Source organism: Leuconostoc lactis KCTC 3528 = DSM 20202 (assembly GCF_014651235.1).
GTDB classification, from domain to species: domain Bacteria; phylum Bacillota; class Bacilli; order Lactobacillales; family Lactobacillaceae; genus Leuconostoc; species Leuconostoc lactis.
The window spans coordinates 1-14,176 of the sequence record NZ_BMWM01000017.1 but is presented as its reverse complement, the minus strand read 5'-3'; the positions used below and the strand labels follow the sequence as shown (position 1 = coordinate 14,176).

At 43.2% G+C, this 14,176-nt stretch carries 13 protein-coding genes; 1 reads left to right on the top strand and 12 read right to left on the bottom strand.

Annotation, left to right across the window (positions count from 1 at the left end; genetic code table 11):
- Position 1 precedes the first annotated feature (1 nt).
- From pheS to IE039_RS05705, 5 genes are all read right to left on the bottom strand, one after another.
- On the bottom strand, positions 2-1,051 hold the full coding sequence (gene pheS, locus IE039_RS05725; protein ID WP_055308308.1) for a phenylalanine--tRNA ligase subunit alpha: 1,050 nt from the start codon (positions 1,049-1,051) through the stop codon (positions 2-4).
- Between the two features lie 362 nt (positions 1,052-1,413).
- Positions 1,414-1,782, bottom strand: coding sequence for a winged helix-turn-helix transcriptional regulator (locus IE039_RS05720; RefSeq protein WP_010001231.1), 369 nt, complete (start codon positions 1,780-1,782; stop codon positions 1,414-1,416).
- 84 nt (positions 1,783-1,866) lie between these two features.
- The gene (locus tag IE039_RS05715) at positions 1,867-2,733 is read right to left on the bottom strand and encodes an ROK family protein (RefSeq protein WP_010002577.1); all 867 of its coding nucleotides are present in this window, start codon (positions 2,731-2,733) and stop codon (positions 1,867-1,869) included.
- A 454-nt stretch (positions 2,734-3,187) separates the two neighbouring features.
- Positions 3,188-3,571: a VOC family protein gene (locus IE039_RS05710; RefSeq protein ID WP_189428879.1), complete on the bottom strand. Its 384-nt coding sequence runs from the start codon at positions 3,569-3,571 to the stop codon at positions 3,188-3,190.
- A 66-nt stretch (positions 3,572-3,637) separates the two neighbouring features.
- On the bottom strand, positions 3,638-4,654 hold the full coding sequence (locus tag IE039_RS05705) for a zinc-dependent alcohol dehydrogenase family protein (protein ID WP_189428878.1): 1,017 nt from the start codon (positions 4,652-4,654) through the stop codon (positions 3,638-3,640).
- A gap of 180 nt (positions 4,655-4,834) precedes the next feature.
- Here IE039_RS05705 and IE039_RS05700 point away from each other — a divergent pair, with 180 nt between their 5' ends.
- A complete protein-coding gene (locus IE039_RS05700) occupies positions 4,835-5,809 on the top strand; it encodes a LacI family DNA-binding transcriptional regulator (RefSeq protein WP_189428877.1) in 975 nt (324 codons plus the stop codon).
- Positions 5,810-5,842: 33 nt separating this feature from the next.
- Here the strand turns inward: IE039_RS05700 and IE039_RS05695 are convergent, their stop codons facing one another.
- From IE039_RS05695 to IE039_RS05665, 7 genes are all read right to left on the bottom strand, one after another.
- The gene (locus IE039_RS05695; RefSeq protein ID WP_146976313.1) at positions 5,843-6,766 is read right to left on the bottom strand and encodes a phosphoglycerate dehydrogenase; all 924 of its coding nucleotides are present in this window, start codon (positions 6,764-6,766) and stop codon (positions 5,843-5,845) included.
- A 47-nt stretch (positions 6,767-6,813) separates the two neighbouring features.
- Positions 6,814-7,212 carry a cytidine deaminase gene (locus IE039_RS05690; protein WP_010006087.1) on the bottom strand — a complete coding sequence of 133 codons (399 nt, stop codon included), beginning with the start codon at positions 7,210-7,212 and terminating at the stop codon, positions 6,814-6,816.
- 72 nt (positions 7,213-7,284) lie between these two features.
- A complete protein-coding gene (gene pepF, locus IE039_RS05685; protein ID WP_189428876.1) occupies positions 7,285-9,075 on the bottom strand; it encodes an oligoendopeptidase F in 1,791 nt (596 codons plus the stop codon).
- Between the two features lie 80 nt (positions 9,076-9,155).
- Positions 9,156-10,184 carry a competence protein CoiA gene (locus tag IE039_RS05680; protein ID WP_189428875.1) on the bottom strand — a complete coding sequence of 343 codons (1,029 nt, stop codon included), beginning with the start codon at positions 10,182-10,184 and terminating at the stop codon, positions 9,156-9,158.
- Positions 10,185-10,233: 49 nt separating this feature from the next.
- Complete coding sequence (locus tag IE039_RS05675; RefSeq protein ID WP_146977324.1) at positions 10,234-11,673, bottom strand: ABC transporter substrate-binding protein/permease; 1,440 nt, start codon at positions 11,671-11,673, stop codon at positions 10,234-10,236.
- A gap of 103 nt (positions 11,674-11,776) precedes the next feature.
- Entirely contained in the window at positions 11,777-12,529 is a 753-nt protein-coding gene (locus tag IE039_RS05670) for an amino acid ABC transporter ATP-binding protein (RefSeq protein WP_010004224.1), read from the bottom strand.
- Positions 12,526-13,974, bottom strand: coding sequence for an ABC transporter substrate-binding protein/permease (locus IE039_RS05665; protein ID WP_189428874.1), 1,449 nt, complete (start codon positions 13,972-13,974; stop codon positions 12,526-12,528). Before IE039_RS05665 ends, IE039_RS05670 begins: the two co-directional genes overlap by 4 nt.
- Positions 13,975-14,176: the final 202 nt, after the last annotated feature.

Sequence of the window (14,176 nt, the reverse complement as noted above, 5' to 3'; positions counted from 1 at the left end):
TTTAGTTCCCCTTTCGGTTAAATTGTGACAAGAAGCGGACATCGTTCAAATAGAATTGCCGAATATCGTCGACGCCATATTTCAACATCGCAAAACGATCTGGGCCTAAGCCAAAGGCAAACGCTGAATACTTCTCTGGGTCAATCCCGTCCATACGCAAAACATTGGGATGCGTCATCCCCGCACCCAACACTTCAATCCACTCAATATCTTCTGGCTTGGTATCTGGTGTCACTTCATTCCAAGATACGTCAACTTCAACTGAAGGTTCAGTAAATGGGAAATATGATGGCCGCATCCGAATTTGATGCTTTTCGCCAAACAAGGCTTGCATGATTGAGAGCAAAGTGCCCTTCAAGTCAGCCATTGTGATGTTTTCACCCACAACCATCCCTTCAACTTGATGGAATTGGTGTGAATGCGTCGCATCATCCGTATCACGACGATAAACCTTTCCAGGCGCAATCATCTTAAGGGGTCCCTTTGAAAAGTCGTGCTTTTCTAATGAACGGGATTGTACAGGTGACGTTTGCGTCCGTAATAGGATTTCAGGCGTAATATAGAACGTATCTTGCATATCTCTGGCCGGATGGTCCTTTGGCAAGTTTTCCCGTTCAAAGTTATATTCGTCGGTTTCAACTTCCGGTGAATCAACGGTATCATCAATCACTTCAAAGCCTAAACCTAAGAAATGTTGTTCAATTTCATCAATAATTTGTTGCAAAACATGGGGTTGTCCGACAACATGTGCACTACCTGGCAACGTCACATCAATCGTTTCGGCTGCCAATTGTGCCTCAAGCTTTGCTGCTTCAGCGGCCGCCTTTTTTTCCGCCAACAAAGCGGTAATAGTTTGGCGTACATCGTTGCCAATTTCGCCCACTGCCTTGCGGTCTTCTGGCGCAACGTCCTTCATCCCTTTCAGTAAAGCAGTTAATTCGCCTTTTTTACCCAGCAAACTGACGCGCAACGCTTCAATATCTGCGTCTGCGGCGTTAATTCGTTCTACGGCTGAAGCCTTTAATGCTGTTAGTTCTTCAGTTAAACTCATCATCATTTCCTTTCAATACGACGCCTGATGTTTTAATCACGTGAATAAAAAACGTCCCATGTTATCGTGAGATAACATGGGACGTCTGATCGTGGTACCACCCAATTTTCTGACTAACGTCAGCTCTAAGTGACAATAACGCTGTCAAAACGTTGGTGATTAAACCAATCACTCCTGACTGAAATTCATCATAGACGCAAATACAATACTTTCACCAACTTGTATTGCTCGCTAAATTTGTTCTATCATTACTAGGTCATTCATCGTGTTTAAAACATATTTTACTGTTTTAGCACCTATTTTAGTGACTATTTGCCATAACGGCACAGCACTAAAACGCGCTAGACTACAACTCTAGTATATCATGCTAAAGCGTCTGTGTCGTCATGTTTTGTCTTGGCCACATTATTATATTGATCAGACCATTCATGAATTGCTGCCATCAACGGACGCATTGCTTCACCAGACTCCGTCAGCTTATATTCAATGAGACTAGAATTTTCATAAGTGACACGGTTAACCAACTGTACGGCTTCAAGTTCTTTCAGACGTTCAACCAACACACGGTCAGAACAGCCCGAAATCGCCCGTGACAATTCTAAGAAACGTTTTGGCCCGCTAATCAGCAACGTTTCAATGATCAGGCCATTCCATTTACGACCTAAAATCTGAAATGTATTGGTGAAATTCTCGCAGAGTAAATCCTCTGTATGTTCTGCTAATTTTGCCATCATTTTCCCTCTGAGTTATTGATGTGTTCATAGTAACACAAAGCGCGCAACTTGACAAAAAGTAAGTATTTAACTAAACAACGGTTATCGCAATGTTTTCGCCAAATAGAAGCAACCGAGAATGCCGGCATTATCGCCATTAGCCACTGGCACAATATAGTCATCCAATGGTGGCACTGCCAAATAATCATGCATTTGTTCCGCAAAGCTTTCCCGAATTAAGGAGAAAAGAATCTCACGGTGTGGCACGCCGCCACCAAGTACCACCTTTTCTGGGCGCAAGATCATCGTATAATCCAAAATCGCTTGTGCCAAGTAGAAGGTTTCCATGCGCCATGCCAAATGATCATCAGGAATTTCCTTGGCACTCATGCCCCAACGTTCTTCGATGGCTGGTCCAGCTGCCAAACCTTCCAAACAGTTCGCACCGTGGAATGGGCAATGACCCGCATACGTGTCTTCTGGATGCTTTTGCAAGAAAATGTGACCGGCTTCTGGGTGACCATAACCACTGACAAGGTGTCCACCAGAGACAATACCGGCCCCAACACCCGTGCCGACTGTCAAATACACCATATTATCAACGTCTTTGGCAGCGCCTGTGGTAAACTCCGCCCAACCAGCCCCATTGACATCCGTTGTCCAGTAGTAAGGGATATCACGCCAAGCCTTCATCCGACCTAAGAAATCATACCCTGACCAGCCGTGTTTTGGCGTATCGAGGACATAACCGTAAGTCTTTGATTCAGGCACAATATCAATTGGCCCAAAGGCGGCAATCCCAATGGCGTCGATGTTATCATATTGGTCAAAGAACGCAATCACTTGATCCAACGTCTTTTCACCATCTAATGTTGGAAATGCTGTCCTATCGATAATGTTAAAATTCTCATCAGCAACAGCCACCACAAACTTTGTACCACCTGCTTCAATTGCACCTAATAGTCCCATGATTTTTTCTCTTTTCTTATCTCTGTTTTAGTCATTTGCTGTCATGATGATCACCCTTTAAACCCGTATACACAGCAAAGGTGGTCATCGTGACTGTAGCATCCCAATCAAAAGCCGTAGGCTGGTGACGCCAAGTCCACAGTTGCAACAAAACAACGCGCACCCGTTGCCGGACAGACTAACAATCATGACACAACTTGACTAAAATGTATGGTTAACATTTACGGTACGTCGTGACGTTAAATTGTCCATCATTGCTTTATTTTATAGTTTTGTTAAGCGCTTACATTATTAGTTTAATCGATTTAAATGACCAGTGTCAAACGTTCGTCAGGATTAATTTTAGAAAATAATTCATCGTATTTTTGGAACTTTCAGAAACAGATATGAAAACACGATAATACCACCACAATGCCGTGCAATAAAAAAGTTGGCGCCACCACGCCAACTTTTTCTATTTTACAATTTCACAGAATTCTACAATTACGGCATCTGGGCCTTGGATATTAAAGAACTTAATCCCTTTGTCCCAAAATGCTAATTGTTGTACTTCTGAATCAATCAGATCAAAACCTTCAGCCTTTGCAGCCGCAAAAGCTGCTTCAGCATCTGTCGTGTCCAATGAGATATGGTTAATTGCACCTGGTTGATTGGCAACCGCTTCTTGGTACCATGTTTCAATCACAAGATTGTCACGTTGCATAAAAATGACTTGTCCAACTGGAAAATCACCAATTTTCGTAAACCCTAATTTTGTCCAAAAAGCTTCTGCAGCCGCCAAATCATGCGTTGGTATACCGATGTGTTGTAAAGCTGAATAATAATCTGAAAATGCCATACTTGCCCCCCTCGATCAACGCGCTGATGACTTTATCGCGTGACCTGTCTTTCGGTTACGCTTCTGTTACGCTTCTTCGCCACCAACCTTCACAACAGCCTTTGACACCACGCCAAGCTTGCCGTTCAAGAAGTCTTCAACAGTGGCATAGTCCAATTCATGTGAAACCAAAGGTTCAACATCCACCTTACCTGATGCCAACAAAGCCAATGAGTCTTCAAAGGCATTTGGATTGATGAATGAACCTTGAATTGTCAATTGCTTTTGGAAGACTTCATAAGTGTTCATTTCAAATGTGTCGTCTGGACCACCCACACCAAACATCAACACTTGACCACCACGTGCAGCAGCTTCAATCGCTGCTTCTTGTGTCTTTGGTGAACCAACCGCTTCAATGACAACGTCATATTCACTATCAGGAATCTTGTCACCGGCCATTGTGTTGAATGTGCGCTTTGCACCAAACTTGTCCTTCGCCATGGCCAACTTTTCATCCACAATACCAGCCAAATCAACTTCGTGAATACCGTAAGCTTGCAAAATTTGGACAAACAATTGTCCCATGAAGCCATCACCAATGACAAGTGCCTTTTGGTATGGTGATACCTTCAACAATTGAATGCCGTGAACGGCACAAGAAATTGGTTCAACCAAAGCTGCCGCCTTCAATGACACATTGTCTGGGATTGGGTAAACAACTGAGGCAGGTGCTGTGAAGTAGTCTTCAAAGCCACCGTCACGCGTCACCCCGATAGCTGAGAGATGTTCGCATAATTCTGGACGTCCTGTACGGCAGTACTTGCATTGACCGCAGTAGATGTTTGGGTCAACTGCCACACGATCCCCAACCTTAACGTTTGTGACTTCTGAACCAACTTCGACAACCACACCTGAATTTTCGTGACCTAAGACGATTGGTGGCACCGCTGGTGCAGAACCAGGCAAACCAGCATACAACGCATGGTCGGTACCACAAATACCAGCAAAGGCTGTATGAATCTTAACTTCGTCAGGCTTGATTTCAGGTTGTGCAATTTCTTTCAATTCCAGTGACTTAATACCAGTCAACACTAATGCTTCCATGTTTTCCGCTCCGTTTTACTTGTGATGTTTTTAACTTATAAGACCATATTAACCCTTTTAAATAATTTGTCAAGCGTTAAGCATTTTTTTGCTAAAAGTTTTGCCGCGAAAAAGTGTATAATAGAATGTGCTTAGTGATTAAAAATGCAACACAATTTTTAGCAGTAAACGGAGGTTTCAATGGTTGCAAAATTAAGTGACGTCGCCGAATTGGCCGGCGTTTCAATTACAACAGTATCACGCGTCATCAATAATTATGGTTCCTTGAGCCAAAAAACGATTGATAAAGTTCATGCTGCCATGCGCGAGTTGCACTACCAACCAAATGCCATGGCTCGCTCACTACAAGGTAAATCGTCACAATTTATCGGTTTAATTTTCCCTAACATTCAAAATCCCTTTTTTACCGCTTTAGCCACGGAAATCGAACAACTCTTATTTGAAAAAGGTTACAAAGTGATTATTGCCACAAGTGCCAATAACATTGAAAAAGAACAACAATATTTGCAAATGTTAGCAGCCAATCAAGTGGAAGGTATTATCACCTCATCACATAATCTCGGTATCGCCAGTTATCAAGATAATTTTCTCCCAATCGTGTCATATGATCGTCATTTAGCAGATAATATTCCGATTGTTCATGAAGACAATTATCGCGGTGGCTATCTCATTGGCGAATATCTTGTCTCTCAAGGGACTAAGAATCTGCTGGTATTATGTGACAACGACCCTTCTCCATCCCCAACCGCACAACGTTATGTTGGCTTTGCGGATGCGATTGCCAATAAAAGCCGCTTAATTGAGCACAGTATCAATTCTAATTCTAATGAATTTGCCAGTGCCGAAGAGTTGGCAGAGATTGTTGACTTGATTGTGACAGAGAAAGTAGATGGCGTCTTTGCTTATAATGACATGATGGCTGTCCAGCTACAAAATGCGCTACGCCGGGCAAACATTCGTGTCCCTGAGGACGTGATTGTGGCAGGGTATGACGGTTCACCAATTGTCCAACAGTTGCACCCCGATCTCCCAACAATCGTGCAGCCAATCCATGAGGCCGCACAACGTCTCATTGACGTCCTATTTGCTGAAATTAATCATGAAGCATTACCAGACCTTGACATGCTCCCTGTTTCATTACACAAACCTGAATAAAAAACACGTCGCCCTAAAAAGGCGACGTGTTTTTTAATTGACTTGGTTTTTTGGTGCTTCACCGTTTAAGACACGCACAACTTCTTGTGCTGCCGCTAACCCAACCGCATCAAACGCTTCAACTGATTTTGCCGCCACGTGTGGTGTGACAAAAACATTTGGTAATGTTAATAATTCATTATCTGGTGCAACTGGTTCAACCGTGACCACATCTAGCCCCGCACCAGCAATCTCACCTGTCTTCAAGGCGGCAATTAAGGCCGCTTCGTCTACGACTGCCCCACGCGCAATGTTAATTAAGACGGCATTGCTTTTCATTTTCTTGAAAACAGCCGTATCAATCATATGTTGCGTTGCTGGCGTTGCTGGCAAGGCCAAGATAATATAGTCTGCTGTCGTATAGATCTCGTCTAACGTGGCCATACGCCCGTTTTTGACAGGTTTGTCATGTCGGGCATAGGCTAGCACGTTGACATCAAATCCCGTCAGCAATTCATCAATTTTTTGACCAATAGCCCCAAAACCAATAATGCCGACTGTCTTATGCGAAACTTCTTGCCCCGTCCCATTTGGCACGTTGGGGTCAGTAATGCTCTGTCGTTGTTGATAGAAATAACGTCCAGCCATCAACATATGCATGACAGCCGTTTCCGCAACCGCCGTTGCATTCGCCCCTGGCGTATTGGTGACAACAATATCATGTGCCGTTGCATCGGCCAAATCAACATTGTCATAGCCCACACCATAACGCGCAATCACTTTAAGATTTGGCATCTGTGATAATAGTTGCTCGGATAGCGGATGCATCATTAAAATCACCGCATCTACATCAGCTGCGGCAAGAAAATCGGCATCTGATTGTTGTGGATTTGAAATCACTTCTAAATCATGGGCTTTTAAATAATCAATTGCGGCTTGTGCTGTGCCGTCAAAAACGAGTACTTTTTGCTTTTGCATATGCTCTCCTTCAAGTCAGTACTTTTAAGCGACGTATCAGCGTGATACTACGCCAGTGCGTTAAATGACCCTGGCATTAAATCCGCAATCGTCGTTTGCACACTTTTGCCAGTATCATTAATCAACCAAATTGGCATGTCGGATGGGAAAAGTTCGACCATGACTTGTCGACATGCACCACAAGGGGCAATTGGCTCACTTGTGCGCCCGGCAACTACTAAACCAGCAAACTGGCGATGACCAGCTGCCATGGCACTAAAAATAGCAGTACGTTCTGCACAATTGGTGAGACCAAAAGAGACATTTTCGATGTTAATCCCTTTAAACACAGTACCTGATGCTGTCAATAACGCAGCACCCACTGGAAAATGTGAATACGGTGTATAAGTTTCGTCAAGCGCTTCAAGCGCAACAGCCACTAATTCTTCGGGCGGTGTCGTTTGCATGTTGTTGTTCTCCATTTATTGTCCTATCATTTTACCATAAACATGGCAGTACCATAAGACAGATCAATGTGGTTACTTGTGAACTAACAAATCTGTCAACTGATCGAGACGCTTTTCAAACACGCCAAAGGCTTCCTTCAAATAATCCGCTTGCGTCATATCAACCCCTGCTTGGCCGATAACGGCTAATGGATAGTCTGAGGCACCGGCCTTTAAGTAGTCTTTATACGCTTCTGCCCCATTCTGGTTCAAAATACGATCAGCTAAAGTCGTCGCTGCGGCTTCACCAGTGGCATACTGATAGACATAATAATTGTAGTAGAAATGTGGAATACGGGCCCATTCATACGCGATTTCTTCATCCGGGAAGAGATCTGGCCCATAGTACTTCTGGTTCAATGCCGCATAGTACGTACTCATCGCGTCAGCTGTTAACGCCACTCCAGCGGCACTTTGTTCATGAATCCAATCTTCAAATTCCGCAAATTGGGTCTGTCGGAATACCGTGCCCTTAAAGCCATCAAGATATTGATTCAACACATAAGCTTGGAATTTTGGATCATCATTTGTCTTTAACAAATAATCCGTCAGTAGGCTTTCATTGGTTGTTGACGCAATTTCAGCTAGGAAAATTGGGTAATCACCATAATGATAAGGTTGTGCTTGGCGAGTCAAATAAGAATGCACCGAGTGTCCCATTTCATGGGCCAAAGTGTAGACGTTATTTAAGTTATTTTGCCAATTTAACAAAATAAAGGGGTTCGTGTCATAGGTGCCACTTGAATACGCACCAGTCCGCTTGCCCTTATTTTCCACCACATCAATCCAGCGTTCGTCAAAGGCCTTTTTAACCACGGCAATATAGTCTGGTCCTAATGGTGCCAAAGCGGCCAACACAATGTCTTTGGCTTTGTCATAAGTGACATCAAAATCAATCTCATCGACCAACGGTACGTAGAGGTCGTATGAGTGCACATCGTCAACACCCAAAACTTGCTTACGGAGTGATACAAAGCGATGCAACAATGGCAAATTGGCATCAACCGTTTCACGCAACGTTTCAAATACTGATGTTGGTAGGCTGTGTGGTAAAATGGCTGCTTCCCGCGCTGAGCGATAGTGACGCACTTTCGCTAAATAATTATGGCCTTTGACATGTGACGATAACGTTGACGCGAAAGTGTTTTGCAAGGCAATGTAACTATCGTACAAGGTTTCAAACGCTTCTTGACGTAATTCACGTGACTTAGATTCCAACAACAGACTGTAAAGGCCATTTGTCAATGGCACCACTTCACCCGTTTCAGTATGGACATCCCCAAACGTCATGTCTGAGTTATCTAACGCACCAAAAGTGTTCTCGGAAGCGTTAAAAATATCCCCAGCTCCAGCCAGCAGTGCTTCCTGTTCTGCTGGCAAAGTGTAAGGCTTTTGCGCCAGAATTTGATCAAATAAATGTTGGTAAGGTTGCAACCCTGCCGTCTTCAAATAGTTCGCCAACGTTTCTTCTGGAATATTCAACACTTCTGGTTGGAAGTAAGCTGTTGCTTCACTGACTTCAGACCAAAGTGCTTGCGCACGGCTATTAAAAGCGGCATATTTTTGATTCGTCGTATCTTGATCATAAATTTGGTGCGCATAGACATAGACTTTTTCTAATTGACGTTCCAAATCAAGATCGGCTTCCAGTGCTGCTTGCAACGTTTGGGCTGAATCACCAACATGCCCCACAAATTGCTTCAGCGCCTGCGCGCCTTGATGCAGCGCATCATAGGCTGTTTCCCAATCATCATCAGTTGCAAAAATGGAGGTCAAATCCCAAGTTAACTCTTCAGGTACTTCATCGCGTTGTAGTTGTGCCATTATTATTACACGTCAGTGTCACGCATATGATCGGTGGACACCAACATTCCCTTCTTAAAATATCATACTTTATTTTATCACTATTTTCTCACTTGACCTAATTTTTGTCGCAACGACCCATACCACACCGGTAATTCAATAACTAAGAAATAAGCACCACGCTGCACAATAAAGTGCTGCGCCACCATTTCTTGCAATAATGCCATCACTTGTTCTTGTTGAAAAGTGGGATGCCCTAAAACATAGGGTTTTAGTTTGGCCAGCATTACCTGCTGATGCAAAACATGGCCAACGCCAATTTTTTCTAACACTAACACACTCTGTAACCGCCACTGCCAATTGCTGATCGTCAGACCAAAGGTTTGCCCCAGATGAATCCAGAGCGGTGTCTGCAATAATAAACGTTGTTGCAAATAAAGATAGGTAATCAAGCGCTGATCCACCCGTTTTTGCGCGATGAGTTGTTGCAGTTTGTAAATTTGTTGCACCACATCTAGGCTTCGTTGTTTGTGCTTTGGTACTGTTGTCAACAACTGCGTGCTGACAATTTCACTGTAATTAACCCGACCAAAATCTGGTTTTTCAAAATGGGCGCGGTGATAAAATTTTTGCGTATCAGGTAAATAAAAGCACAACTGCTGATTGGCTAAAAATTTAACAATCGTGCGTTGCGCCATTTTAGCCTGATAATAAGTGGCGCCTAAAATCCAAATCACGGTAATGTGCTGTTGGCGGTAGCCCGCATTCCGCTCATCTAAACGTTGTTGTGAGATTGGACTACACTGATATTCAATGGCAATACGCTGATGTGCGCGGGTGATTAAAATGTCAGGTCGTTGGTTGATAGCCGGAATAACTGCTTCCAAAGTGACTTGCCCGAATTTTTGACAGTAAGTTGCCAATTGTAATTTCCCAGCTAAATGTTGCGGTGTTTCATTGTCTGAGAAAGTGTGGCACTGCGCACCCGCGCGATGTGCAAAATGCGGTTGCTTAATCTCTCCCTGACGTAAGTAGACCGGTGCCAAACAACCAGGACAGTAAAACTCACCGGTTGTCCCAGCGACATTAGCTTGCACATACGTGCCTTGCTTGTCTTGTGCGATAAACATCAAAAAAACACCTCCTATTCATCATACGAATAGGAAGTGTTTTTGATGTTTATTTTGCAGTCATGCGTTTTTCAACCCAGCGACTAAACCAAGTCAACAACGTAATCAAAATGAGATACATGACCCCAATGATTGCCCAGACACGAAAACCTTGCGAATTACGCGCCACAATCAAAGAACCTGTCTGCGTTAATTCGAGCAACCCAATGGCTGATAGAATCGACGTATCTTTTAAGGTAATAATGAATTGGTTGATGAAACTTGGCACCATAATGCGCAGCCCCTGCGGCATCACAACCCGACGCATGGCCTGACTATAAGACAAGCCCAACGACCGCGCAGCTTCCATTTGCCCACGGTTAACAGCTTCAAAGCCACCACGAACAAACGCCCCTGTATAAGCGCCTTCATTTAGAATCAGCGTGATGATACCCGCTGTAAAGGCTGGTATTTTCACTCCAGTTAAACCAGGCAACCCAATATAAATAAAGAACGCTAAGACCATCAATGGTAGGCCACGAAAAATGTAAATAATTGTGGTTGCAATTCCCCGCACCCAGCTAAATTGACTCACACCCATGATACCGAGTAAAATACCCCAGATTGAGGCAAAAATAATCGCAATCACGGTCAACACAATGGTCTGCCACAAACCGTTGAGCAGCGCTGTCTTATTGGTCCGTAAAATTCCAAGCACAGTGCTGTTATCACTTTTAGTGCCAGAGAACGTTGCTTGCCGGGCACCCAAATACTTCGTCACAATTTTATCGTACGTGCCATCTTTTTTGATGGCAGCAAAACCACGATTAAAGGCTGCTAAGAGGGCTTTGTTTTTGCCTTTTTCAACTGCGAAACCATAAGACCCAGCGTTACCAGGTTGATCTGGGTTCATAACCTTTAAGGCCATGCCATTTTTAATCGCATATTGAATGACGGGCATATCTTCAAATGTGGCCGCCGAATTACCAACTGCCACATCATTATACATAGTATCGGTATCGTTGAAATATTTGACCTGAAAACCATATTTTTTCTGTAGCGATAGGCCATATTCAGACGCTGCCGTTCCCGTCTTTAAAGCCACAGTTTGCCCTTTTAAATCTGCCAGTGATTTAATTTTGCTGTCTTTTTTAACAATCCAGGCCACCCCTGTTTTGTAATAAGGGGTTGAAAAGTCATAAACTTGACGCCGTTCTGGTGTAATAGACATACCAGCAATAATTCCGTCAGCTTGTCCGTTTGAGACCAGTTGCGCCGCAGAATTGAAGCTCATGGGCTTCATAGTATAAGTAAACCCTTCTCGTTCGGCAATGGCTTTCATCATGTCTTGTTCAATGCCGACATAACGATTATTTTTATCTTGAAACGTGAACGGCGCATAGGTTGCATCTGTCGTAATGGTGTAGTGTGGTTTATCAGCTGACGCGATTGGCGTCATCAGAAAAAACATGACTAATGTTGCCAGCCCTAAAATGTATCTTTTTAACATGATCATTAAAATTCTCTTCCTACATTACAAAAAAGTCGACCAAACGGTCGGCTTTTTCAATCGTTTGTTGCACGTGCAATTGTGAGAATGTCTATCAAACCCATTAGGCTTGCATGACTTTGCTCAAAAATTCTTGCAAACGTGCATTTTTAGGTGCGTTAAAGACTTCTTCTGGTGTGCCAGATTCTTGAATCTTACCTGATTCAAAGAAAACAACGCGATCGGCGACTTGCTTTGCAAAGCCCATTTCGTGTGTCACGATAATCATCGTCATCCCAGAAACCGCTAAATCTTTCATGACGTTCAACACATCCCCGACCATTTCTGGATCCAGGGCTGATGTTGGTTCATCAAACAACATAATATCTGGTGACATGGCCAACGCACGAGCAATGGCGATACGTTGCTTTTGACCACCAGATAATGAATTAACTGACATATCAGCTTTATCACTCAAGCCAACTGTTTCAAGTAATTCACGGGCTTTCTTCTCGGCAGCTGCCTTGTCTAACTTGCCTAATTCAACTGGTGCCAACATGATATTTTCAAGTACCGTGTAATTATTAAAGAGGTTAAAGTTTTGGAAAACCATCCCAATATTTTCACGCACTTTGTTAATGTCTGTTGCCTTATCAGAAATATTAAAGCCGTCAACAATGATCGTGCCGTTATCTGGTGTTTCTAACTGATTCAACATCCGTAAGAAAGTTGACTTACCTGATCCTGAAGGGCCAATCATAACCACCACTTCATTTTCAGAAACGTCCAATGAAATATCTCGCAAGACATGGTTATCACCATATGACTTGTTAACATTTTCAACATGGACTTTTACTTTTGTTTGCGCATCACTCATGCGTGAATCCTCTTTTCTACCCAATTACTCAACCATGTGAGTAACGTAATTACAATTAAGTATATCACAGCGACAATGGCCCAAACGCGGAATCCTTGAGAATTACGAGACACAATCAAACTACCTGTTTGTGTCAATTCCAAGATACCAATGGCTGACAAAATTGATGTATCCTTCAAAGTAATAATAAATTGGTTAATGAAACTTGGGATCATAATCCGAATCCCTTGTGGCATAATTACCCGGCGCATCGCACGACTATATGGCAAGCCCAAGGAACGCGCCGCTTCCATCTGGCCGCGATCAACGGCTTCAAAGCCACCACGGACGAACGCACCCGTATAAGCCCCTTCGTTTAAGACCAGCGTCAAAATTCCTGCCGTTACGGCCGGAATTTTCATACCAATAACCCCTGGCAACCCAATGTAAATAAAGAAGGCCAAGACCATCAGTGGCAAACCACGGAAAATATAAATAATTGTACTTGAAATACCACGAACAAAGCCATTTTGGCTAACACCCATGACACCTAAAATAATACCCCAAATTGAGGCCAACACAATCCCAAAGACAGTCAACACAATCGTTTCCCAAAGTCCTTGTAGGAAGGCCATCTTGTTGGCCTTCAAAATGCCCCAAACTGTGTTGTTATCTTTCTTACTACCGGTAAAGGTTGCTGCACTAGCACCTAAATACTTGGCCACAATTTTATCGTAAGTCCCGTCTTCTTTAATGGCTGCAAAGCCCTTATTGAAGTCGGCCAATAATTGCGCATTCTTACCCTTTTTAACGGCAAAACCATACCAACCCGCTTGAATTGGTGACTTTGGATTCATCACCTTTAAGGCTGTTCCGTTTTTAACGGCATATTGAATGACTGGCAAATCACCGAAAGTGGCTTGCGAATTATCATTAATCACATCATTATAAAGGGTGTCTGAATCATTGAAATAGACCACTTTAAAGCCATACTTTTTTTGGATTGACAATGCATATTCTGCACCAGACGTCCCTGTCTTAATTGCAACGGTTTTGCCCTTCAAATCTTTTAGTGACTTGATGTTTGACCCTTTTTTAACGGCCCAACCAATACCAGAACGGTAATAAGGTGTCCCAAAGTCAAAAACATTCTTACGTTCATCAGTGATGGACATCCCCGCCATCACCGCATCCGCCTGATCTGAAGCAACAGACTGAGTCGCAGAATTAAAACTCATCGGCTTCAACGTGTAGGTAAAACCTTCGCGCTCAGCAATCGTTTTCAAGATTTCTTGGTCAATACCAGTGTATTGTCCATTTTTATCTTGGAAATCAAACGGTGGATAAGTCGCATCCGTTGTAATCACATAATTTGGCTTCTCAGCAGCATGTGCGTTCAGCCCAAATCCGACAAACGATAGCAAAGCTATCGCCACAATTAACAAATATTTTTTCATCTTTTCCATAATAAGTTTATTCTATCAAACCCAACCAGTGTCCAGTGATGTCATGTGAGCTTACATGACATGATTATCACATTCGTTATAAGCAATGACAAACTCACCCGCCAATTGACAAATAAAAAGCTCAAGCAAATTGTGGTGTACCCAAAAAGTTAAAGTAAAATATTTTAGCTAATCAAGCGGCCATTTGTCGGTATTCTACCGG